Here is a 21,766-nt window from a genome sequence, read left to right on the forward strand (position 1 = left end):
TCCTCATTCCTTCGGACCACATCGTACTTCTTTGGGGTACTTCAACCCTCCGAAGCCCGATTCGGCCCGGGACGACGTTCGTATTCCCTCCAAATCACCGGGGACACTTAACCCCCTCGAACCCCACTCGCTTCGAGCAGGGTGAGGGGTCGTCCTCGACGACCGGCGGGCGTTCGTCGGTGGCTCCGGGTGCACCGGGCCACGTCACGTCGTTCGCATTCATTCAGAACGCCGGGTGACGTATAAGCCCGTCGAACCGACCCCCTCCGCGGTACTTCGAATCACGGTACAGCGGAACGAAAAACGGCTGCAACACGGGCGGAGGCCGACCGGTCATCCCACGCGGACGTGCGTGCGGTCTGATCGGGTGGTACCCGTGCACGCCACGCTACGCGACGGAGCAAAATGAACACCGAGGGTATCGACTCGGTTCCTATCGCGTCTCGAGGTGTTCGATCCCCTGTTTGGCGACGTTCGCCTGGGTGATCTCGGTAGGCATCCACTCGGGCTTGTCGTCCGGGGAGGTCGACGCCCACGCCCACGCTTCGTAGACGTGGACCTTGTCAGTCCCTTTCTCGCGGAGCCGTATCTCGGAGCGCGGCGCGGCGTCCTCGCTCTCCCCAACTGATTCGAGCCGCCGTGCAGCCTTGAGCGCGGCTTGTCTGGGTGTGCTGCCGCTAAACACGCTATCCTCTGTACCGTCCGTATCGCGGAGTGCGAAGTTCCGCTTCCCGTCCTCGCGTACCATGTCCTTCCAACCATGCCAATAATACACAGTCTCAATGATAAACGTACCGCCGGGATCGACCGACGGGACGGATACCGTATCGAGAACGCCGGCCTCGCGACTCGAAAGGGCTTAAGTAACAGCTACGTCGAAGGTAGACGTAGGTTAATCGATGGTCCGTAAGAAGAAGCTCAGTCCGAGTGGCGCGAAAGGCGAGGACGGGGAGTACCACAACGCCCACGTCAATCTCCACGAGGACGAACTCGCCGTCGCCGGGCTCGACATCGGTGACGAGGTGTTCGTCCGTGTCCGCGAGGACAAGATCATCATCCAGAAGGCCGACCCCGACGAGGTCGAGCACGACTTCTGAGGAGACGGCATGTACCGAGCCCTCAAGCCGCTACTCTTCCAGCTACCCGCGGAGACGGCCCACGGCATGATCCACAGCGTCCTCCGTGGCGTCGAGTCGGCTCCACCGGCCCGCTCGGCACTCAATCACTGGTACGGCGTCGACGACGAGCGCCTTCGCGTGCGCGCGTTCGACAATCAGTTTCCGAACCCGGTCGGCGTCGCCGCGGGGTTCGATAAGAACGCGCACGTCCCCCAGAGCCTCGCGTCACTTGGGTTCGGGCACCTCGAAGTCGGCGGCGTCACAGCCGAGCGACAGCCCGGCAACCCCAAGCCGCGGATGTTTCGCCTCCCGGCGGACGAGGCCATCATCAACCGGATGGGCTTCAACAACGACGGGGCGGACGCGATCGGGGCGCGCCTTGACGCGAACCCGCTTCCGGACGTTCCCGTCGGCGTCAACATCGGGAAGTCGAAGTCGACCCAGCTAGACGACGCCGCCGACGACTACCGATACACGTATGAGCGCGTCGCGGATGCCGGCGACTACTTCGTCGTGAACGTCTCCAGTCCGAACACACCGGGCCTCCGCGACCTCCAGCACAGCGACGCGCTCCGCGAAATTCTCACCACACTTCGGGAGGCGGGCGCAAGCCCACTCCTCGTGAAGTTCTCCCCGGACCTCTCGCGTGACGGGATCGCCGCCGGCGTCGACCTCGCCGAAGAACTCGGCCTCGACGGGATCATCGCCGTCAACACGACGACGGAACGAGAAGGGGTGACCCACCCGAACCGGGTGGAGGACGGCGGGCTCTCGGGCGCGCCGCTGCGCAAACGTGCGACCGACACGGTCCGCTTCGTCGCGGAACGCACCGACCTCCCGGTCGTCGGTGTTGGCGGCGTCTTCGACGCGGCGGACGCCTACGAGAAGATCCGCGCGGGCGCGAGCGTCGTCCAACTCTACACCGGGATGGTGTATCGTGGCCCCGCCATCGCGACCGACATCAACCGTGGGCTCCTCGACCTGCTGGAGCGCGACGGTTTCGACACGGTCGAGGACGCGGTCGGCGCGGATCTATAACTCCATCATTTTCCTCGTCGGGTCCGCTTCGCGGACCACTCCGAGCAAAAACACGGTCCGCGCGAGCGGAGCGAGTGCGGGACTATCGGGGCGTAGTCCCGCGAGGCTGAGAAACCCCCGCGAGCGCACGGCGCTCGCGGTCAGTGACGGTACCACGACGACACCACGGAGCCGGACCAGAACTGGCGGGCCTCAAAGCCACCTACTCCGTGAGCGTATGGCGCTCGCGGACGGAAAAGCGCGCTATTCGGCAAGCGCGTCGAGTCGGAACTCGAACGCCGCCACCGGCACTTCGAGGTCGTGCTCGACGAGCACTTCGGGGTGGAGTTCGCCGACAACGCCCACGGAGTCGCCGTCGATGACGACGCTGGCGGTACGCCCGTCGATGAAGGACGGGTGCGTGGTGGCGGGCGTTTCGAGGTCGACGTCGAAGTCGCGTGCGAGCACCTGGAGTCGAGCTTTCGCGTCCTCGTAGGAGGCGTCATGTCGGACGACTGCGCCCGCGACGGTCCGACGTTCAGCGACACCGGTGTTGCTGTCGTCACGCTCGGCGGCGAAGCCGACTTCGGCGACGTCCTGCGGGTACGCGCGATGGGTGTTGTTCTCGAGAAGCGCCATGAGCGAGGGGAGCGCCCACGTCCGGACGATCGTGTAGTCCTCGCTGTACGGTTCGGCGATCATCGCGGGGTCGCCGCCGCCGAGGACGTCCGAACCGATATTGAGGCGCATCCGGTCGTAGTTCCCACGCTCGTTGGTGAGGTGGAAGTTGAGGAGGTCCTGGTGGCCGAGACCGACGAGCGTCCCGCGGACGGCGCGCTCCAGCCGGGAGCGGTCGGTCCGGCCGCCGACGGTAGAGACGTCGGGGTAGCGCGGCACGAGGTCATTGAACCCGTACGCGCGCCCGACGTCGTCGACGATATCGACGGGGTGGAGCACGTCCGTCCGGTAGGGCGGGATCTCGACGACGTAGTCGACTCCCTGTTCGCCCCAGTCGTCGCTCTCGGCATCGAGGCCGGCGCGCCCGAGGAGATCGAGCACGTCCTCCTCATCGAGGTTGACCCCGAGCGTGGACTCGATGCGCTCGTGGGTGACGACCTTCTCGTCCGTGTCGAAGTCGGGTTTGTCGACGTCGGCGTCGGGGTAGGCGACGGTGACGTCCTCGATGGTTCCGCCGCGCGCGTCGAGCGCGTAGCAGATGATGTTACACATCCGGTCGATCGTCCACTGATCGGTTCCCGTCAGCTCGACGAGGAGGTTCCGCGAGTTCTCCGTGACCTCCGTGCGCCGACCGTTGATCACGGGTGGGAAGCTGAACAACCCGAGGTCGTCGTAAATCGCGGGGTAGCGCTCATAATCGTCGAGGAGGTCGGCGTACTGCTCGCCCGTGGGGTGCTCGGTGAGCACCTCGGCGGGCGTGAGTTCGGCGTCCGAGTCCAGCGGAACGAACGTGTCGGCGTCGGGAGAGAGGCCTCGGTACGTGATCGAGTTCGACGCGTCGGCGTCGGTCGTGTCGGGGTCCAGTGAGCCTCCTTTTATCATCGTGAGGTCGTGGATGCCGATCGCCCCCTTCGCGCGCTTGCGCCCCATCGTCGCGTGGAGTTTCTCCTGAAGCTGGATGAGCGACTCCAGCGCGCCGCCGGAGAGATCGACGCCGCGGACGATCGCACCCGTGACGCACGGCCGTTCGTCGGGGACGCTCTCCTCGACCTCGATCGTCCATTCGGCGTCGTTCGTGTCGGGGACGTACACACCCGAGGCGTCGCCGTACTGATAGCGCAGCGAGCGCGCGACGCCCTCGACGCTCAGCCGATCGAGGCGGTCGGGGGCGAATTCCAGTTGGAACTCGCCGTCCTCGGTTTCGCCCTCGAATTCGAGGCCGAGGCCGAAGAGGTCGTCTTTGAGTTCGTCGTCGCTCTTCTCCTCGTGGCCGGTGAGCCGGCGGAGTTCGTCGGGATCGACGTCGACGACGGGCATTAGTAGACCACCTCCGTGTTTCGCAGGAAGTCGATGTCGGCGAGCGTCCCGTGGACGTCGCGGATGTCCTCAAATCCGTGGGTGAGCATGAGGAGTCGTTCGAGGGCGAGCCCCCACGCCATCACGTCGCACTCAACGCCGAGCGGTTCGAGCACCTCGGGCCGGAAGAGCCCGGAGTTCCCGATCTCGATGACTTCGCCCGTGCGCGGGTGCGTCCCGAACAGCTCGAAGCTCGGTTCGGTGTAGGGGTTGTAGTGGGGTTTGAAGCGGACGTCCTCGATGCCGAACTGGCTGTAAAACTCGGTGAACGTCCCCATGAGATCCCGAACGGAGAGGTTCTCGGCCATCACCCACCCCTCGATCTGGAAGAACTCGAGGAGGTGCGTAGCGTCGAGCGTGTCGTTCCGATACACTTTCTCGACGCTGAAGTAGCGCTGTGGCGGTTCGAGGTCGCCGACGGCCTCCCCGGAGAGATAGCGCATCGAGAGCGACGTCGTGTGCCCGCGGAGGTCGACGCCGCGCGCCATCTCCTCGGTCCACGGCGAGTGATAGCCATCGCCGTCCTGACCGACGCCCTCACGGTGGGCGTCCTCGACGCGTTCCAGGAGATCGTCAGGGAGATCATCAACCTCGCTCGGCTCGGAGAGGGCGAACTGGTCCCAGTGGGTGCGCGCCGGGTGATCTTGGGGCATGAAGAGCGCGTCGTTGATCCAGAATTCGGAGTCAGCATGCGGGCCCTCCATCTCCTCGAAACCCATCCCTACGAGGACGTCCTTCACGCGTTCGGCGGTCGCGCGCAGGACGTGGGTCTTCCCGCTGGACGGTGTTTCGGCGTCAGCCTCGACGTTGTAGTCGGCGAACTCGACGTCCGCCCACTCGCCGCTGGCGAGCATTTCGGGGGTGAGTTGGCCGACGGCCTCAGTGGCGGACACGCCGGCGATCAACGCATCGACGCCGTCGTCGGTGAGCGTGACAGAGCGAACGGTACGCTCGTGGACGACGACGAGGTCGCGGCGTTCGAGCGTCTCGCGGACCTCGTCGTCGATCGGGTCGTCGGCGGCGATCGCGTCGAGTGCCGCGGCCTCGTCGTCGACGTCGGGATCGGCGTCGGGATCCGCTGAGAGGTCACCGTGTTCGATCTCGCCGTACCCCTTCCGGGCGTAGTTCGAGAGGGCGATATCGACTTCGGGACCGTCGAGGTCCGCGTCGCCGAGCACCGAACCCATACTCACGGGGTCCTCGTCCGCGCCGGCGTCAAGGGCGGCCGCGTAGAGGCGGACCTCAGGGAGCCCGACCTCACGATAGCGCTTGCCCTCCTCGGTGAGTTCGACGTCGGCGACGGTATCCTCCGTGACGGAGACGAGGCCGCGCTCTTCGAGATCGAAAGCGGCTCCCGTGACCGTCTCCGGTTTCTGGCCGGTCGCGGACGCGAGCTCCGCGATGGGGGTCGGTTCGTCTGCGCTCGCGGCTTCGAGAACCGCGAGCTCGCGTTGCGGGAGTTCCATTGGTTCGTGTGGCGTCCGGTAGCCGGATAGCTATTGCGAAGCGACGCGTCGGGCGTCGTCGCGACCGACCGCGGCAGAGCGACGGTGAAACGACGGCGGAAGAAACGAGTGCGGGCGTCGGACGACCGTTCAGCCCTCGAAGTGTTCCTGAACGGCCTCGAGTGCGCGTTCGCGGTCGTCCCAGCCGACGAAGACCGCGACGCTGGTGGCGGACGTGATGACGTCGTGGAGCGAGATGCCGGCGTCCGCGATCGGGTTGACGATGTCCTGGATGACGCCGGGCCGCGAGGGGAGGTCGCCCCCGAGGATCCGGATCCCGGCGACATCGTCGGTGACGGTGACGCTGGAGAGGGTGTCCTCGGCGACGACTTCACGGTGGAGGATGGTCTCGGCGCGTTCGTCGACGTCGGCATCGACGTAGAACGTGATGGAGTCCATGCCGGAGGCGACGCCGTCGACGTTGATGCCCGCCTCGGAGAGCGCGTTGGAGAGTCGCGCGAGGATTCCGGTGCTGTTCCGGATGGCGCGCCCGGCGACCGTGATGCAGGCGAGCGGTTCGTCGCGCATGTCGATGATGTTCTCGAACTCGCCCTCGATCGAGGTACCGCCGGTGAGGAGGTCCGAGTGCTGGTAGTGGATGACTCGAACGTCGAGGTCGGCGTCCTTGTACGTGAGCGCGGAGGGAGCGACGACCTCGGCACCGCGGAAGGAGAGGTTGCGGAGTTCATCGACGGTGATCTCGCCGACGTTCCGTGCGCCCTCAACGACGTGTGGGTCGCCGGTCATGATTCCCTCGACGTCGGTAACGATGACGACCTCGTCGGCGTCCATGTAGTGCCCGAGCATCACGGCAGAGGTGTCGCTGCCGCCGCGCCCGAGCGTCGTGACGTTTCCGTCGTGGTCTTGGGCGAGGAAGCCGGTGACAACGGGGACGACGCCGTCCATCCGCGCGGCGAGTTTCTGCGCGCGCTCGCGGGTCTCCTCGACGTCGACCTCGCCGCGCTCGTTCGTGATAACCGGCCAGTCGGGGTGGCCGGGTTCGAGGAAGACCGCGTCGATGTCGCGGGCGGAGAGCGCGGCCTTCAGCATCCGGACGGACGTGCGCTCGCCCATCGAGACGATCTCGGCACGGTCGTCCTCCTCAGCGTCGAACGTGATGTCGTCGAGAAGGTCGTCAGTCGTCGAGCCCATCGCGGAGGCGACGACGGCGATCTGATGGCCCTCGCGAACAGCGCTGGCGATCGAGTCCGCAGCACGGTCGATGCGATCACCGGAGCCGAGGCTGGTGCCGCCGAACTTCGCGACTACGCGCATCGGGATCCCCCGACGTCGGTCGTGTCACACCCAATCATGGACACGCGTAGCAACGGCGGGGGGATAACGCTGTCTATCCGGGAGACGGATCCCCGTGTAGCGATTTTTAGTGTGCGCGTGCAAACAGCAGACGTGAACCAACGCAGCGTCCGGGACGCCCACGACGGGGACGTCGACGCGATCGCCGCCCTCGCGAACGTCGAAGCCGGCATGGCGGAACGGCTCGTTCGCGACCGACGGGTCGCCGTCGCTGAACGGACGGGCGACGGTGCGGACGAACCCGAGATCGTCGGCGTCGTCGCGTACGAGGTCGCCGACGGCGTACTCCACGTCACGCGACTCGCAGGCGATACGGCGGCGATCGCATCGCTCCTCGACGAGCCGATCGCCTTCGCACGCGCGGAGAACATGGTAGTGGAAGCGCTCGTCCCTGACTCGGCCGACGGCGCTCTCGACGCGGTGACGGCGGCAGGCTTCGAGGTAGCCGGTGAGGGGCCACACTTTGCCGGCGAGCGGACGACACGCTATCGTCTCACGGTGGACGAGAACGCCTAGCAACCCCCACTGTTTCGGGTGGAGAACGGGTGACTGAATCGGGAAGTGCGTCGAGACGAAGCGGCGAGGGCTCTAGAACTTCCGGACGGTGATGTCGAGGGTGTCGAGGTCAAGGATCGGTGCGGTGCCGACGTCGGGGTCGATGTTGACGGATTTCTGGAAGGCGGTCTGCTCCTGCCAGCTCCCCGAATTGATCAGTTTGACGTTGTGATACTCGCCGACGCCGAGCTTGTGGACGTGACCGGTGTGGAAGACGTCCGGGACGTCGTCGATGACGAGGTAGTCCTGCTCCTCGGGGGCGACGCGCATCCGGCCGCCGTACTGCGGGGCGACGTGGCGCTTCTTGAGGAGTTGGGCCATCGCGTTGTGCGGGGCGTCGTAGGAGACCGCCTCGTCGCCGTGTTCGGCGATCACCTCGTCGAGGCTGACGCCGTGGTACATGAGGACGTCGACGCCCTCGACCGTGACGGTCGCGGGGTTGCCGACGATACGCGCGTCGTGAGCGGACATGATGTCGCGGAGGGTCTCGTCGAAGCCGGGTTGGGGTTCGGCGAGCCGGACGGCGTCGTGGTTGCCGGGGATCATGACGATCTCCATGTCGCCGGGAACGTCCTTCAGGCGTTCCGCGAAGGCGCGGTACTGATCGTAGACGTCGACGATGTCGAGTTCCTCGTCCTGATCGGGATAGACGCCGACGCCCTCAACCATGTCGCCACAGACGAGGAGATATTCGACCGGCTCGGCCTGCTTCGTGTGGAGCCAGTCGGCGAAGGCATCCCAACGATCGCCGGCGAACTCTTGGCTCCCGACGTGGACGTCGGAGACGAGCGCGGCCTGGACGTGTCGGTCGGCGGTGCTTGGCCGATAGGTGCGCGGGACGTCCGGGAAGTGGACGCTGTCGGCGAAGAGGATACCGCCGTCGTCGGCGAGCGTCCCCTCGATGGCGATCACCTCGTCCAGGAGGAGTTCGTCGACGACGTCCGCCCAGTCGCGGTCCTTCATGATGAGCGCGGGGAACGTTCCGTTCGTGTCTTCGAGCTCGACGAGCCAGTGACCGCTCGCAGTCGAGCGGATGTCGTTGACCATCCCGACGATCGCGGCGTCGCTTCCACCCGGCATCGCGTCGAGCGCGTCCGTCGGCCGGTGGTTGACGCGCCCGCGGAGCTTCTTCGAGAGGCGTTCGTAGCGATCGCGGAAGACGCTCACGAAGTCGCCATACTCGCCCGCGCCGGTGGAGTGGCCGGTCACGTCGCCGGCGACCTCGGGCGGCGTCGGGGAGCGATCGTTGCGGGAGTCGGACGCCGTCGTGCCGGTCGGTACGGGCGTGTCGGCAGTCGTTGCGTTGCGATCGGCGGTCGTTGCGTCGGTTGTGGCGTTGCGGTCGGCAGTCGTCGCGTTGCGGTCGGCAGTCGTCGCGTTGGTCGGTTCGGATGCGCTCGGTCCGGTCGATAGGGCGGCGTCACTCGTCCCGCTCCCGGTTTCGGATGCGTGCGCGGTGGCACCGCCGTCGGTGCTGGCGGCATCAGGGTTAGGTGCGTCGCGCCGTGTCGTTCGGGAGCCGTCGGTATCGAAGATCTCGCGGACGGCCGCCGCGGTGAGGGTGAGTGCGTCGTCGCCGGCGGCCTCGGCGACGCGCTCGACGGCCGCGTCCGGATCTGGTTCGTCGGCGATGAGCGTCACGGCATCGCGTTCGGCGTTGTAGCCGCGGCTCGCGAGTTCGCGGACCACCCGGACTGGCGTCGAGTCGGGCACGATACGACCAACACGCCATCCGCGAGCAAAAGGACTGCGGAAGCCACCAGTGAGTGGGAAGCTTGAAACGCGGTTCGGACGTACCGTCGGGCAATGGCGGACGACGTCCCCGACCCACGCGACGGCCTGTTGGCGGCGCTCCGGTGGTTCCGCAGAACCGACAACGAAGCCGTCCTCTTCGTGCGCGAGCTCGTGAGCAGCGCGCTCGTCGTCGCCGCGATCGGCGGCCTCCTCTTCGCGATCAGTGGCCTCTGGCCGCCGCTAGTGGCCGTCGAATCCGGCAGCATGACGCCGCACCTCCAGAAGGGCGACCTCGTCTTCGTCATGGAAGAGCACCGCTTCGCGGCCGAATCGGGTTACGCGGAGACCGGGGTCGTCACCTACCAGATCGGGCAGCGAACGGGCTACACGAAATTCAGCGAGCCGGGCGACGTCATCGTCTACGCACCGGACGGGAACACCCGTGAGACGCCGATCATCCATCGGGCACGGTTCTGGGTGGCCGACGGGGAGAACTGGTACGACGAGGCAAATCAGGAGTACCTCCTGGGTGCGAAGAGCTGCGAGCAACTGAAGAACTGCCCCGCGCCACACGCGGGGTTCATCACGAAGGGTGACTCGAACCCCGCGTACGATCAGGTCGTCGGTTTCTCGACACCCGTCCGACCCGACTGGGTCCGAGGGACGGCGGAGTTCCACATCCCGTGGCTCGGCTGGGTGCGGCTGATCGTCACGGGCGATGCGACCGTCACCACGCCGCTCGTCACGGACGCGACCGTGACCGGTCCGACGCCGACCGCGTCGGTGTAAGGCCCGCACGGTACGGCGACGGCGAACCCCCTCGTTTCCGGTGCAACGCACCGGCGAACCGCGGGCAGGGGTCGTGAGGGCGGTGACCGATCAGTTGTCGAAGCGCGCCTGCACGAACGGCGTGACGTTCTCGATATCGCCGAGTCGGGAGTCCGCCTGGAGGACGGCTTCAGTCTCGTCGATGGGGACAGAGAGGTTGATCTCCTTCGTCCGTCCGTAGCGACCCTTCGAGACGACGACGGCGTTCACGATCCCGAGCATATCGAGTTCGCTGATGAGGTCGGTGACGCGGCGCTGCGTGAGGACGTCGGCGTCGATCTCGTCGCAGAGCGTCTTGTAGATGTTGTAGACCTCGCCCGTGTTGATGTTGTGGACGCCGTGCTTTTCGAGCATCATGATCGCGAAAAGGACGAGTTTCGACTGCGTCGGAAGCGTTCTCACGACTTCGACGACGCGGTCGAGTTCAATCTTGTCCTGTGCGCGCCGGACGTGCTCCTCGGTGACGACGTCGGCCTGATCACGCTCGGCGAGTTCGCCCGCAGTCCGGAGGAGGTCGAGCGCGCGGCGAGCGTCGCCGTGTTCCTGGGCGGCGAACGCCGCACAGAGCGGAATGACGTCTTCAGAGAGGGCGTCGGCTTTGAATGCGTCCGTCGAGCGGTGCTGGAGGATGTCGCGCAGTTGGTTCGCGTCGTACGGTGGGAAGACGATCTCCTCCTCGCCGAGGCTCGACTTCACGCGCGGGTCGAGGAAGTCGGTGAACTTCAGGTCGTTCGAGATGCCGATGATCGACACGCGGGAGTTGTCGAGCTCGGAGTTCATCCGGGAGAGGTTGTAGAGGGTGTCGTCGCCGGACTTCTCGACGAGCTTGTCGATCTCGTCGAGCATGATGACGGCGACACGCTCGACGTAGTCGACGGCCTCGAAGAAGACGGAGTAGACGCGATCGGTGGGCCACCCGGTCATCGGGACTTCCTCCATGTCCTCGAGATCGCGTTCGAGGTCGTCAATGCGACGCTCGACAGCACTGACATCGTCGAACTCGGTGCCGCCAAGCGCGCTCGCGTCGTCCTCGGCGTCGGAGAGGAGGCCTTCGAGTTCGCGGACGCGCCCGTGAGCGTACTCACGGTTCTGCTCGATAAAGGTGTTCGCGAGCTGGGCGAGGACGCGATACTGGGTGTCGGTCACCTCGCAGTTGATGTACTCGACCTCACACGGAACGTCGTACTTCCGGGAGGTGGTCTCCAGTTCCTGGCTGACGTACTTCGCGGAGGCGGTCTTACCGGTACCCGTCTTCCCGTAGATGAGGATGTTCGACGGTGTCTCACCGCGGAGCGCGGCGACGAGGATCGTCGCCATGTTGTTGATCTGTTCGTTGCGGTGCGGGAGCTCGTGCGGCGTGTACGACGGCCGAAGTACCTCCTTGTTCTCGAAGATAGGCTCACCGCTGAGGAGATCGTCGAAGAGCCCGTCACCATCGTCCTCGTCCTCGAGCACGTCGTCGAGTTCGACGTTGAAGTCCCTGTTCGCCGTCCGCCGTTCGTCCGGTTCATCGTCCGTCATCCTATCACGTACACCCCTTTGTTTCGGGTGGAAACCGACGGACACGGCGTCTGTAATGCCCCGATCACCGACGTTGCCGCCTCACGTGCGAGACCGGTCCGTCCAGTTGATGCAGATGAAACAAACGAAGCCGCCCGGACAAAAGCATTTCGATAAGGGGGGTGAGATGACGGCCCTCGGACTGGTCTCCGGAGCCGCGTCTGAGGGGGTATGTGAAGTACACACAATCAGCCGGACGCGACAGTCGACTCGATCGAGACTCGATCGGGACCCCGGAGTGCGTACCAAACCGCCGACCAGAAGGAGACAGATATTCCATACGAAATGAAGGATAGAATCTAGCGAAAGATATGAGGGAATAGGAGGTCCGATAGTGAAGACACTGGGTAGGCCGTCCTATCCATCCGTTTAGGGACGAATTATGTACTGACGCTGTGGGAAGGGTTCCACCCGAAACAGAGGGGGTGATTGGCAATACAAGAGAAACCCCCCACCCCTTCGTTTCGAGTGCAGCGAGAACAAGTAGGGAGGGGTGGGTAGTAGAGAAGGCGTTTCTAGAAGGCGAAATCTATAAGTGATAAGCGTAAGAACCAAACCCGTACTCCAAGGCGGAGAGTATATTTTGTGTATGACAGTGGTTATACTAACAATATCCTCCTTTGAAACCACTACCTCCCCCCTCCCCCTCCCTCCTCCATTTCCTCGTTCCACTCGAAATGAAGGGGTGGGGGGCGGTCAACCACCGACGATTGCTGGATCGTCTCTCGAGACGTGGCCCCCACTCTTGTCTGACGTAGGTTTAAGTTATATCGATGGGTGGGTACAGGTATCACGAGCGCGTACGGGACGGCGCTGCGTCAACTATTCCCGTCTGGGCGCTCGTACCATAATCAGACAAAGAGGATGGGACTGTTCGCAGACCTCAGGGACAGCGTCTCGGCGGTCACGGCGAAGCTGTTCGCCGGCGAGAGCGAGGACCCGAAGCGGATCGGCATCTACGGCCCGCCGAACGCTGGGAAGACCACGCTCGCCAACCGCATCGCCCGCGACTGGACCGGCGACGCCGTCGGGCCCGAGAGCCATATTCCCCACGAGACACGACGCGCGCGACGCAAGGAGAACGTCGAGATCGAACGTGACGGCCACACGGTCTCCATCGATATCGTCGACACACCCGGTGTGACGACGAAGGTCGACTACGAGGAGTTCCTCGATCACGACATGGAGAAAGACGAGGCCGTTCGGCGATCCCGGGAGGCCACCGAGGGCGTCGCGGAGGCGATGCACTGGCTCCGCGAGGACGTCGACGGCGTCATCTACGTCCTCGACTCGACAACGGACCCATTCACGCAGGTGAACACGATGCTCATCGGGATTATCGAGAGCCGCGACCTCCCGGTGCTCATCCTCGCTAACAAGACGGACCTCGAGGGATCGAACGTCCAGCGCATCCGCAACGCCTTCCCCCAACACGAGACGATCGAGCTGTCGGCGCTCGAAGGGGACAACATGGACGAGGTCTACGACCGGATCGCGGAGAAATTCGGGTGATCCCGGATGGCTGAACGCGAACCGGAGACGGACGACGGCGTCCAACTCGATCTCATCAGCGCCGAGCGCATGGAGGGCAAAACCTCCATGGAGAAGATCCGATTGATTCTCGACTCCGTTCACGACGGTGACATCGTCGTCCTCGAACAGGGATTGACGCCCGACGAGGAGTCGAGGCTCATCGAGGTGACGATGACCGAGATCAACCCCGACGGATTCACCGGAATCGAAATCGAGTCCTTCCCGCGCAGCGAGACGAAGGAGTCGGGCTTTCTGGGTCGACTCATGGGGAAAGAGGAGGACCCCGCGAAGCTCACGGTCATCGGGCCGGCGAACCAGATCCAGTCCCTCCACAAGGACGAGACGCTGATCAGCGCGCTCCTCAAGAGGAAGTAGGATGCCCCACCAGTGTACGAACTGCGGGCATACGTTCGCCGACGGGTCGAAGGAGATGCTCTCCGGCTGTCCGGAGTGCGGCGGGAACAAGTTCCAGTTCCATCCCGGCGAGATCCCCGCTGATGCGGATGTCGGCGGTGATGAGGACGCGACGCCGCCCGACCGACCCGGCACCGGTGTCTCTTCTGCGGTTGGGAAGGCCGCGGCAACGGTCCGGGACTTCGTGAGCGCCGACGATTCTACTGACGACACTGCCGACGATTCTACCGACGACACTGCCGACGATTCTACCGACGATACCGCCGACGATACCGGACCCGAAGACGCCGTGCCCGGTGAGAACGAAGCCGAGGACGCCGCGCAGGCGTCCGCGCGGAGCGAGATGGTCACCGCGGACGACCTCCCGACGGAGCCGCCGAGCGAGGGCCGCGTCGTCAAAGAGCCGGATGCGGACGCCGACGAGCCCGATATGGCGGCACTCCGCGAGGAACTCAACGAGCAGTTCGAGTCGATCAAGGTGCTCGCACCGGGTCAGTACGAACTCAATCTCATGGAACTCTACGACCGCGAGGAGTACATCATCGCCCTCCAGGAGAACGGCCGCTACGTCATCGAGGTCCCGGAGACGTTCGCCGGCTCGACGTCCCGCGACGAGTAAATCCCCCCGTTCTCTCTTCGTCCGTCTGTCTGATACATAGTGCGAGCGCATACCCGCGTCTTCAGGTGCGGGAGGAGGTCAAGCCCGCGTGGGTGCTCGCGCTCGCCGGCGAGTCGATCGACGTCACCTTCGCGTCGCTGTTCTCCAGCATCGTACAGATCGTCTTCATACCCGTCCTCGCCGGGAGTAAGGGCGTCATTCTCGGTGCGGCCGCGGCAGCGATCGCCGCCGTCGTCCTCCACAACGCAATCGGCCTCACCGCCGGGAACCTCGTCGGCCGCGCCACCGGGATGAGCGAGGACCGCGTGCGCGCCACGACCTTCGAGGTCGGATTGCAGAACTCGGGGCTCGCCGTCGCGCTCGCCACCGCCCACTTCGGCGGCGGTCTCGTCGCGCTCGCGCCCGCGCTCTTCAGCGTCTGGCACAACGTCACCGGTCCCGCACTCGCCTCCTACTTCTCCTCGCGGGGTGACCCGGCCGGCGGCGAGCACGCCCCGCCCGAGAGCGCCGACTAGCTCCGCGACGAACTGCCCGCTTTTAAGTATATCCGGGGCGGACGATCCAGTATGAGTACGGCCACCAAGATCGTCCTCACCGTCGTCGGCCTGTCGGCTATCGCCTCGATCGCCCTCATCGCGAACGCGATGGTCTAACGCGTGTTCGACGAGCGTCCGCTTCGCGCCGACGTGGCTGCGGTCCGTGACACCCACGCGCCCGACGCGCTCGTCTACGACACCGAGCGCGATTTCGAGGTGCTCCCGACGTCGGCGCTCACCGACCTGACGATGGTCGTCGACGACGTCGAGCCGCGCGGCTACGATCCGGCGTGGCTCCCCGCCGACCACCCCGAAATCCTGGATCAGCTCGTCGGCGACGACGTCATCGTCGGCGCGCCCGGCGATGGCAGTATTGCGTGGACGATCCAGACCGACCCGCCGATCGTCCTCGTCAAACCGCGTATCGAGGGATCGCCCGACGATTTCGTCGCCTTCCTCGTCGCTGAGGCGCTCGTCCAGGTCGGCCTCGATCTCCCCGAGCATTTCCTCGGATTCTTTCGCGACGTGTATGCCGACTTCGCGGCCGCGACGCCGACCGATCCGACGACGACCTACCAGCTCGCGCTCGCTGCCACCGACGCCTACATCGGTCTCCACACCCGCGACGTCTTCGCCGGGTGGGCCGAGACGGACGATCGCGCGTCGCTCCACGCCGCGTGGGTCGATGCCGGCGAGCGCATTCAACCCCGCCTCAGCGGCCTTGGGCGCGCCGTCGCGAGCGGCGAGACGTCGTTCACCGACGCGGCCGAACTTGCCGCCGCGGGCGTGAAGCACGACCTCGATCTGCCCGCGCCCTTCGACGCGCTCGACGATCCGGCCTACCGCGAACACGGCGCGCGCTATGCGGTTGCGTGGGCGGAACGCGTCTTCTCTTGACCTCGGAAGCGGCGGGGATTTAAAACTCGGCGTCGAGGCTGCCGCCCTCGTGGAGATCGAGGACGCCGTCGCAGAGATCGCGGAAGCGCTCGATCGTCTCAACGTCGTGGACCTCCGTCGAGACGTGGAAGAGCCCGACGGCGTCGTATGCCTCCAGCAGGCGCGTAAGTCGTTCGAGGGCGTCGATCGCTCGTTCGTCGTCCGCGTAGTACGCGAGCTCTGTGATCGAGTCGAAACTGACCCGGCGTTTGCCCTCCGTGTCGGCGAGGAACTCCTCGGTGACGGTGATGATCCCGTCGACGTCGTCCGGCGAGGAGACGTAGCGGATGTGCTCGGCGCTGCGCCGCGAGTAGCCCCGATCGACGGAGAGCGTATCGAGGATCTGCGCGCGCGTCTCGTCCACGTCGTAGTGGTCGAGTTTCTGCATGACCTCCCGGGCGGTCGTTCGCGTGGAGATGACGAGGAAGCTGTCGGTGTCGGTTTTGAGGAAATTCGTATCGGTGCGGTCCGTCTCCCCCGTACTCGGATGAAGGAGGAGAACGGCGGTGCCGCCCGGGATCGTCTCCGGGGCCCCGTCGATCGCCAGCCGGTAGTCCATATCCCGTACGTGTCTGGCACCGACTTAGTGGTGGGTGTTCTCACGTCAGCTACCGCTGACGCGCCGTCCGTGACGGCGTACCCGTGAACTACCCTACCCTACTCGCTCACGGCTGACGCCGTTCGCTCCTTGAGGGTAGGGCTTCCTGCTTCCACGACGCGCTTTGCAGACACCGAGGTGTCCGTAGGGAGCGCAGTCTCCACAGGCGTTAACGAGAGCGAAGCTCTCGTTCGCACATCAGAATCGCACGGCGATTCTGAGGACGTTGATTCGGAGTATCCCACTCCTACATCTTCGAGGCCGCGAGAAAGAATATTCCACGCCGCGTTCGCGTCCCTGTCCGCCTCAAACCCGCAGGCGGGACAGGAGTGTTCACGGACCCACAACGGCTTCTCCGTCGAGACGCCGCACGCCGCGCACTCTTTCGTCGTCCCTCTCGGGTTGACCGCGACGAAGTGCGTCCCCTCCCGTTCGCACTTGCATTCGAGCAACGAGAGGAACGTCCGCCACGCGGCAGACGCCGTGTTGCGGCTGTTCGACGGTGATTCCATCATCCCCTTCACGTTCAGGTCTTCGACTGCCACGAGGTCGTACTCCCGAGCGTAGTACGCTGAGAGTTTGTGCAAGAAGTCACCGCGCTTCCGACGGAGGTCGGCGTGACACTCCGCGACTCGACGCCGTTGCTTCTCGTAGTTGTTCGACCCGTGTTCCTTCCGCGAGAGCTTCCGTTGCTCGCGCTCCACGCGTTCGCGCTCGGCAGAGAGGTCGAGCGACCCAACCGCCGTACCATCCGTGTCGTGGGCGTACTTAAGAATCCCCACGTCGATGCCGACGCACTTCTCGGGATTCTCAGGCGGTTCGGGCGGCTCACGGTCCATTTCGACGCCGAACGTGGCGAACCACTCGCCCGTCGGTTCCTTCTTGACCGTGACTTGCTTGAGCTTCGCGTCATCGGGGATGGCTCGGTGAAGGCGAATCGGGATGTCCGCGAGTTTCGAGAGTGACAGCACAGTCTGACCGCCCTTCTTGTCGAGCTTGAAGCCAGACTGACTGTACGTGAAACTGCGGAACTCCCGTGGCGGCTTCCACTTGAGTTGGCCGACGCCGTAGCCGTTCTTCTTGAGCGCGGAGAGTCCTTTGAGGTTGTCGAACAGGCGTTCCACGACGGTTTGGAGAACCTTCGAGTACACGTCGGAGAGGCCGTCCCACCACTTCTTGAGGTCGGGCAGTTCCGACCGTAGGGCGGTCATGGACGGCAGTTCTCCGTGTTCGTCTTGGTACTCGTTAAGGCGGTAGAGTGTGTGGTTGTACAGTTGCCTACAAATGTCTCGGTGGCGGTCCAACTCCTCGCGGTGGGCGTCGGACGGCTTGAGACGGTACTTGTAGGCGTAGTACATTCTACCCGCGTTGGTCCTCGACGTACTGTTTCAGCACATCCAGCGACACCTGCCCCGTCGAGATGAGGCAGTACGAGTCGTTCCAGAACGAGTCTCCCCACAGTTCGGTTTTCAGTTCGTCCGCGTACTCGTTGCGGATACGGCGGGCGGTCGCGCCCTTGACCGTGTTGATGAACTTCACGAGGTCGGTGGTCGGTTTCGCTCGGAACAGGATGTGTACGTGGTCGTCCTCGCCGTCGAGGTTCGTCAGTTCGACACCGTAGTTGTCCGTGAACCCGCTGATGACTCCGCGAAGGAATTGGGTTCGATCCTCGGTTAGCACTCCACGCCGATACTTCGTGGTGAGTATCAGGTGGTAGTGCAGGGAGTACGTCGAATGCGCTCCCGAATCGAGGTCGTATTCCATTGGGTTCGACTGTTGTACGGTACCCCAATGCAAAAACGTTGTGACTACGTGGGCCTGTGGGCCTGTAACCGTATCGCTGTATGAACAGATGATGACGGCGCTGTATCCCCACCCTACTCCGCTCCCTTCGGTCGCTCCGTTGAGGGTGGGGGCTTAGCGCCTATATCCAGCTAAGAAGACACTATCGGCGGGCGCGACAGCGTTGGACCGACCACTGTTCTGACTGGCGTCCGAGAACGACGATTCTCGATACACATCGACGACGTCGGTGCCGCGCGTCTCAAAAGACGCTGTCGGCGGTCGCGGCACCGACGACGCTGAACACCGTACCGACGCTCGTCGCCTTCAGGGTGAAGAGGATGAGCCCGAGCGTATCGACGCCGAGGTCAAGGTTCGTCGCGAACGTCCGCGGGGCGCGAAACGCCACCGCGAGGATGAGCACCGCGCCGAAGGAGACGCCCATCAGCGAGACGAAACGAACGGGGATGCCGGCGATTTCGGCCTCTCGATCCGGGTCGCGGTCGTCGTCCGCCTGGTAGAGCGCGCCGTAGCCGATCGCGGCGACGAGCGCGAGCGTGAGTGCGACGTGGTACCAGCCCATGCGGCTCGCGAGCACCCACACCTCTTCGGTGACGACGAACGGGCCCGCGAGGAGGAACCCGCCGACGACCTGCTGGGCGGTGTCCGCGAGCGCGAAACGTTTGCTTCGTCCGACCATACATCGCGTGACCACGCCGCCGCGAATAAACCCCCACGGCGTCGTCTCGCCGCGCGGGACGGCGTTCGTCGCGGGGACGATCCACGGTACCTCGCCCCCCGGCGCTATCCGGTAAATTCAGTCTCGCGCGCGCGAAATTTAGAGCTCCGCGGAACTATGGCCGGTCGTACGTCACATCCCGAGTCGTCTCGCCGCGAGAGACGGTGTGCGTCGCCGGGTCGGTCCGCGCGATCTCCAGGCCGCCCGCCACGACGCGTAGGCGCGCCGCACGCTTTCGGAGCGCGTCGAACGGCGAGCGCGCGTCGTAGACGACGAGCGACCCGTCGTTCCCCGGCTCCAGCCCGTACGATCCTGTGACGCCAAACACCTCGGCGTTCGCCGTCGTGAGCATCTCCCAGAGCGCGCCGACGTCGTCGTGGCCCGCCATGTGCGCGTAATGGAGGAGGATGAACGCGGCGTCGAGTTGATCGCCGACGCCGTAATGATACCACGGATCGACGACCGAGTCGTGGCCGATCCCCACCGTCACGCCCGCCTCGCGTAGCTGGTCGATCCGGGTATGACCCCGCCGCCGTGGGTAGTCGTCGTAGCTCCCCTGGAGCACCGAGTTATCTGGCGGGTTCGTGACGACGTTCACGCCGCTCTTCGCGAGGAGCGAGATCACTTTGTCCGCGTGGGCGTTCGGATACGAATGCATCGCGGTCGCGTGACTCGCGGTCGTCCGCTCGCCGATCCCGCGCTTGAGTGCTTCGCTCGCTAACACCTCGGTGAATCGCGATCCCGGGTCGTCCGTCTCGTCGATGTGGAGGTCGAGCGGCAGGCCGTGTCGCTCGGCGAGGTCAGCCGCGATCTGTACGTCTTTCACGCCGTCCTCGCGTGTGTGCTCGTTGTGCGGGATCCCGCCGATCACGTCGACGCCGAGGTCGATCGCCTCGCAGAGCAGATCCTCGTGCTTGGGGGTGGTGAACACGCCGTCCTGTGGGAACGCGACGACTTGGAGGTCGACCGTGTCGAGTTCTCCCCGGAGCTCGCAGAGCGCCTCTACGCTGGTCAGCGTCGCCTCTGTCGTGTCCGCGTGCGTGCGGACGCGAGTAATCCCGTGACTGACGAGCCAGTCGATCGTCTTTCGGGCGCGTGCCTTCACGTCCGCCTTCGTGAGGTCGCGTTTGCGCTCTGCCCAGACGTCGATCCCCTCTGCGAGCGTCCCTGACTCGTTCCACGTCGGCTCGCCCGCGGTCAGCGTCGCGTCGAGGTGGATGTGCGGTTCGATCAGCGGCGGCGTGACGAGGCGGCCGTCGGCGTCGAACGCGTCCGCGTCGTCGAACGCCCCCGCGTCGGCGGTCCCGGCTTCACGCACCGCGTCGATCGTCCCGTTGAGGACCGTGACGTCGACGCGTCGGCCGTCGAGCGTCGTCGCGTCCGTCACAAGGTAGTCATCGCTCATGCCCGAACGGTCAGTCCTATTGGGGAAAAGCATATCGTTCGACCGGAGATGTCGGGTTAGTATTGTGAATCGATACTGTTTACCCCGTTCAGTCGTGCTGTACGCGTAGCACGACTATGGCCGATACGAACTGGCGGCGGTTACTCAGGCGCGCGGTGCTCGGGAAGGAGGGGTTGGCCGACCCGGACTGGCCGGTCGACCACGTCCCGCGGAGTGAACGCCGCGATCTCCTCAGTATCTCCGCGGTCCTCCTCGGATTCGTCTTCTTCGCGGGGACGATGTGGTCGGGCGCGGAGGTCGGCGCGGCGCTCGGGATGAGGCGGACGTTCACGGTGATGGCGGTCGGCTACGCCATCCTCGGCGTCTACGTCGCAATGCTCTGCCTCATCGCGGCCCGCGCCGGCCTCACGACCGTCCTCCTCGCCCGCTACACGTTCGGAAGCGCGGGCGCGAAGTGGGCGGACCTCCTCCTCGGTGGCACGCAGGTTGGCTGGTTTGGCGTCACGATCCCGATGGTCGCCGGTCCGACCGCCGCGTACCTCGGCGTCACCGACCCGACGCTGATCGCCGCGATCACGGCCCTCTGGGGTGTTCTCCACCTCTCCAGCGCGTATATCGGCTACGAGGGGATGGAGAAACTCTCGTTCGTCGCCGTTCCCGTCCTCTTCGTCGTCGGCGTCGTTTCTATCTGGCTCGCCGCCGGCGACGTCGGTGGTTTCGACGCGCTCTCGAATGTCGCCGGCGAACCCGGGACGACGATGTCCTTCGGCGCGGCCGTCACCGTCGTCGTCGGGACGTTCGTTAGCGGTGGCACGCAGGCTCCCAACTGGGCGCGGTTCGCCGAGAACTCGCGCGTGGCATTCTGGGCGGGCCTCGTCGCGTTCCTCCTCGGAAACGGGTTCCTCTTCGTCAGTGGGGCGGTCGGCGGTGCCGTCTACGACGTGACGCCGGCCGGCGACCTTTACGCCGTGCTCGCCGCGCAGGGGCTCGCTACCGTCGGCCTCATCGCCCTGATCCTCAACATTTGGACGACGAACGACAACTCCGCCTACGCCTTTGGGGTCGCTGGGAGCGAGGCGTTCGGCTACGAGCGCAAGCGCCCGTTCGTCCTCGCCGGTGGCGTCGTCGGCATCGTCCTCGCGCTTCTCGGTGCCTCGGGCCTCCTCATCCCGTGGTTGAACGTCCTCGGCACCTACGTCCCGCCACTTGGCGGCGTCGTCATCGCGGACTTCCTCGTCCGGTGGCGGCTCCGCGTCCCGCGGATGGACGACGTCACCTTCGCCGTCCTTCGTCCCGTCCCGGTCGCTGCGTACGTCCTGGGCTGTCTCGGTGCGATCCTCACCGCTGGCTCGGTGATCCCCGGTGTCACCGCCCCGACGGTCTTCCCCGGTATCCCGACGTTGAACGGGATCCTCGTCGCCATCGTCGCCCACCTGCTCGGCTACTACGTGCTCGAACGATCCGGGATTGCAACGACGCACGTCGTCGCCGCCGACGCGACGTACACGCACGAGTGACGCCCACCCATGGCGACGCGCC

At 65.2% G+C, this 21,766-nt stretch carries 20 protein-coding genes and 1 pseudogene; 10 read left to right on the top strand and 11 right to left on the bottom strand.

What is annotated here, in order from left to right; translation table 11 throughout:
- Positions 1 to 433: 433 nt before the first annotated feature.
- Positions 434 to 748 (bottom strand): non-histone chromosomal MC1 family protein, encoded by a 315-nt coding sequence (locus ABDZ36_RS02930; protein WP_211313240.1) that lies wholly within the window; start codon positions 746 to 748, stop codon positions 434 to 436.
- A 151-nt stretch (positions 749 to 899) separates the two neighbouring features.
- Between ABDZ36_RS02930 and ABDZ36_RS02935 the strand changes: the two genes are divergently transcribed.
- Both ABDZ36_RS02935 and ABDZ36_RS02940 read left to right on the top strand, forming a co-directional pair.
- Positions 900 to 1,097, top strand: a complete 198-nt coding sequence (locus tag ABDZ36_RS02935; RefSeq protein ID WP_020221522.1) for an AbrB/MazE/SpoVT family DNA-binding domain-containing protein — start codon at positions 900 to 902, stop codon at positions 1,095 to 1,097.
- 9 nt (positions 1,098 to 1,106) lie between these two features.
- Positions 1,107 to 2,156, top strand: coding sequence for a quinone-dependent dihydroorotate dehydrogenase (locus tag ABDZ36_RS02940; protein ID WP_211313239.1), 1,050 nt, complete (start codon positions 1,107 to 1,109; stop codon positions 2,154 to 2,156).
- Positions 2,157 to 2,399: 243 nt separating this feature from the next.
- Here ABDZ36_RS02940 and pheT read toward each other — a convergent pair whose 3' ends face one another.
- The 3 genes from pheT to ABDZ36_RS02955 form a co-directional block, all read right to left on the bottom strand.
- Entirely contained in the window at positions 2,400 to 4,130 is a 1,731-nt protein-coding gene (pheT, locus tag ABDZ36_RS02945) for a phenylalanine--tRNA ligase subunit beta (protein WP_211313238.1), read from the bottom strand.
- A complete protein-coding gene (pheS, locus tag ABDZ36_RS02950) occupies positions 4,130 to 5,635 on the bottom strand; it encodes a phenylalanine--tRNA ligase subunit alpha (protein WP_211313237.1) in 1,506 nt (501 codons plus the stop codon). Before pheS ends, pheT begins: the two co-directional genes overlap by 1 nt.
- Positions 5,636 to 5,764: 129 nt before the next feature.
- Positions 5,765 to 6,949, bottom strand: a complete 1,185-nt coding sequence (locus ABDZ36_RS02955; protein WP_211313236.1) for an aspartate kinase — start codon at positions 6,947 to 6,949, stop codon at positions 5,765 to 5,767.
- 132 nt (positions 6,950 to 7,081) lie between these two features.
- On the opposite strand from ABDZ36_RS02955, the gene ABDZ36_RS02960 reads away from it, so the two are divergent.
- Complete coding sequence (locus ABDZ36_RS02960) at positions 7,082 to 7,504, top strand: hypothetical protein (protein WP_211313235.1); 423 nt, start codon at positions 7,082 to 7,084, stop codon at positions 7,502 to 7,504.
- Positions 7,505 to 7,576: 72 nt separating this feature from the next.
- On the opposite strand, the gene ABDZ36_RS02965 is transcribed toward ABDZ36_RS02960, so the two are convergent.
- Positions 7,577 to 9,256 (bottom strand): DNA-directed DNA polymerase II small subunit, encoded by a 1,680-nt coding sequence (locus ABDZ36_RS02965; protein WP_211313234.1) that lies wholly within the window; start codon positions 9,254 to 9,256, stop codon positions 7,577 to 7,579.
- 93 nt (positions 9,257 to 9,349) lie between these two features.
- Here ABDZ36_RS02965 and ABDZ36_RS02970 point away from each other — a divergent pair, with 93 nt between their 5' ends.
- The gene (locus tag ABDZ36_RS02970; protein WP_211313233.1) at positions 9,350 to 10,066 is read left to right on the top strand and encodes a S24/S26 family peptidase; all 717 of its coding nucleotides are present in this window, start codon (positions 9,350 to 9,352) and stop codon (positions 10,064 to 10,066) included.
- A gap of 90 nt (positions 10,067 to 10,156) precedes the next feature.
- Here the strand turns inward: ABDZ36_RS02970 and ABDZ36_RS02975 are convergent, their stop codons facing one another.
- Positions 10,157 to 11,626 carry a Cdc6/Cdc18 family protein gene (locus ABDZ36_RS02975; RefSeq protein ID WP_211313232.1) on the bottom strand — a complete coding sequence of 490 codons (1,470 nt, stop codon included), beginning with the start codon at positions 11,624 to 11,626 and terminating at the stop codon, positions 10,157 to 10,159.
- A gap of 903 nt (positions 11,627 to 12,529) precedes the next feature.
- Here ABDZ36_RS02975 and ABDZ36_RS02980 point away from each other — a divergent pair.
- The 5 genes and pseudogenes from ABDZ36_RS02980 (at position 12,530) to ABDZ36_RS03000 (ending at position 15,664) form a co-directional block, all read left to right on the top strand.
- A complete protein-coding gene (locus ABDZ36_RS02980; protein WP_211313231.1) occupies positions 12,530 to 13,177 on the top strand; it encodes an Era-like GTP-binding protein in 648 nt (215 codons plus the stop codon).
- Between the two features lie 6 nt (positions 13,178 to 13,183).
- Positions 13,184 to 13,573, top strand: a complete 390-nt coding sequence (locus ABDZ36_RS02985; RefSeq protein ID WP_211313230.1) for a DUF2073 domain-containing protein — start codon at positions 13,184 to 13,186, stop codon at positions 13,571 to 13,573.
- A 1-nt stretch (position 13,574) separates the two neighbouring features.
- Positions 13,575 to 14,231 carry a Zn-ribbon domain-containing protein gene (locus tag ABDZ36_RS02990; protein WP_211313229.1) on the top strand — a complete coding sequence of 219 codons (657 nt, stop codon included), beginning with the start codon at positions 13,575 to 13,577 and terminating at the stop codon, positions 14,229 to 14,231.
- Between the two features lie 77 nt (positions 14,232 to 14,308).
- Positions 14,309 to 14,746 (top strand): annotated as a pseudogene (locus ABDZ36_RS02995) (bile acid:sodium symporter family protein); the annotation flags it as partial.
- A 141-nt stretch (positions 14,747 to 14,887) separates the two neighbouring features.
- Entirely contained in the window at positions 14,888 to 15,664 is a 777-nt protein-coding gene (locus tag ABDZ36_RS03000) for a DUF7089 family protein (protein ID WP_211313228.1), read from the top strand.
- A 19-nt stretch (positions 15,665 to 15,683) separates the two neighbouring features.
- On the opposite strand, the gene ABDZ36_RS03005 is transcribed toward ABDZ36_RS03000, so the two are convergent.
- The 5 genes from ABDZ36_RS03005 to ABDZ36_RS03025 form a co-directional block, all read right to left on the bottom strand.
- Complete coding sequence (locus ABDZ36_RS03005; protein WP_211313227.1) at positions 15,684 to 16,262, bottom strand: DUF7090 family protein; 579 nt, start codon at positions 16,260 to 16,262, stop codon at positions 15,684 to 15,686.
- A 98-nt stretch (positions 16,263 to 16,360) separates the two neighbouring features.
- On the bottom strand, positions 16,361 to 17,659 hold the full coding sequence (locus ABDZ36_RS03010; protein WP_211313226.1) for an RNA-guided endonuclease InsQ/TnpB family protein: 1,299 nt from the start codon (positions 17,657 to 17,659) through the stop codon (positions 16,361 to 16,363).
- 1 nt (position 17,660) lies between these two features.
- A complete protein-coding gene (gene tnpA, locus ABDZ36_RS03015; protein ID WP_211313225.1) occupies positions 17,661 to 18,065 on the bottom strand; it encodes an IS200/IS605 family transposase in 405 nt (134 codons plus the stop codon).
- A gap of 280 nt (positions 18,066 to 18,345) precedes the next feature.
- Positions 18,346 to 18,783 carry a DUF2391 family protein gene (locus ABDZ36_RS03020; protein ID WP_211313224.1) on the bottom strand — a complete coding sequence of 146 codons (438 nt, stop codon included), beginning with the start codon at positions 18,781 to 18,783 and terminating at the stop codon, positions 18,346 to 18,348.
- A gap of 154 nt (positions 18,784 to 18,937) precedes the next feature.
- On the bottom strand, positions 18,938 to 20,227 hold the full coding sequence (locus ABDZ36_RS03025; RefSeq protein ID WP_211313223.1) for a cytosine deaminase: 1,290 nt from the start codon (positions 20,225 to 20,227) through the stop codon (positions 18,938 to 18,940).
- 116 nt (positions 20,228 to 20,343) lie between these two features.
- Between ABDZ36_RS03025 and codB the strand changes: the two genes are divergently transcribed.
- Positions 20,344 to 21,744, top strand: coding sequence for a cytosine permease (gene codB, locus ABDZ36_RS03030; RefSeq protein ID WP_211313222.1), 1,401 nt, complete (start codon positions 20,344 to 20,346; stop codon positions 21,742 to 21,744).
- The last annotated feature ends 22 nt before the right edge of the window (positions 21,745 to 21,766 follow it).

It is taken from the genome of Halarchaeum salinum (genome assembly GCF_039520965.1).
GTDB classification, from domain to species: Archaea; Halobacteriota; Halobacteria; order Halobacteriales; family Halobacteriaceae; genus Halarchaeum; species Halarchaeum salinum.

Excerpts from the sequence above, each read along its gene's own strand:
- ABDZ36_RS02930 (WP_211313240.1), bottom strand. The coding sequence starts at position 748 with ATGGTACGCGAGGACGGGAAGCGGAACTTCGCACTCCGCGATACGGAC.
- ABDZ36_RS02935 (WP_020221522.1), top strand. The coding sequence starts at position 900 with ATGGTCCGTAAGAAGAAGCTCAGTCCGAGTGGCGCGAAAGGCGAGGAC.
- ABDZ36_RS02940 (WP_211313239.1), top strand. The coding sequence starts at position 1,107 with ATGTACCGAGCCCTCAAGCCGCTACTCTTCCAGCTACCCGCGGAGACG.
- pheT (WP_211313238.1), bottom strand. The coding sequence starts at position 4,130 with ATGCCCGTCGTCGACGTCGATCCCGACGAACTCCGCCGGCTCACCGGC.
- pheS (WP_211313237.1), bottom strand. The coding sequence starts at position 5,635 with ATGGAACTCCCGCAACGCGAGCTCGCGGTTCTCGAAGCCGCGAGCGCA.
- ABDZ36_RS02955 (WP_211313236.1), bottom strand. The coding sequence starts at position 6,949 with ATGCGCGTAGTCGCGAAGTTCGGCGGCACCAGCCTCGGCTCCGGTGAT.
- ABDZ36_RS02970 (WP_211313233.1), top strand. The coding sequence starts at position 9,350 with ATGGCGGACGACGTCCCCGACCCACGCGACGGCCTGTTGGCGGCGCTC.
- ABDZ36_RS02975 (WP_211313232.1), bottom strand. The coding sequence starts at position 11,626 with ATGACGGACGATGAACCGGACGAACGGCGGACGGCGAACAGGGACTTC.
- ABDZ36_RS02980 (WP_211313231.1), top strand. The coding sequence starts at position 12,530 with ATGGGACTGTTCGCAGACCTCAGGGACAGCGTCTCGGCGGTCACGGCG.
- ABDZ36_RS02985 (WP_211313230.1), top strand. The coding sequence starts at position 13,184 with ATGGCTGAACGCGAACCGGAGACGGACGACGGCGTCCAACTCGATCTC.
- ABDZ36_RS02990 (WP_211313229.1), top strand. The coding sequence starts at position 13,575 with ATGCCCCACCAGTGTACGAACTGCGGGCATACGTTCGCCGACGGGTCG.
- ABDZ36_RS03005 (WP_211313227.1), bottom strand. The coding sequence starts at position 16,262 with ATGGACTACCGGCTGGCGATCGACGGGGCCCCGGAGACGATCCCGGGC.
- ABDZ36_RS03010 (WP_211313226.1), bottom strand. The coding sequence starts at position 17,659 with ATGTACTACGCCTACAAGTACCGTCTCAAGCCGTCCGACGCCCACCGC.
- tnpA (WP_211313225.1), bottom strand. The coding sequence starts at position 18,065 with ATGGAATACGACCTCGATTCGGGAGCGCATTCGACGTACTCCCTGCAC.
- ABDZ36_RS03020 (WP_211313224.1), bottom strand. The coding sequence starts at position 18,783 with ATGGTCGGACGAAGCAAACGTTTCGCGCTCGCGGACACCGCCCAGCAG.
- ABDZ36_RS03025 (WP_211313223.1), bottom strand. The coding sequence starts at position 20,227 with ATGAGCGATGACTACCTTGTGACGGACGCGACGACGCTCGACGGCCGA.
- codB (WP_211313222.1), top strand. The coding sequence starts at position 20,344 with ATGGCCGATACGAACTGGCGGCGGTTACTCAGGCGCGCGGTGCTCGGG.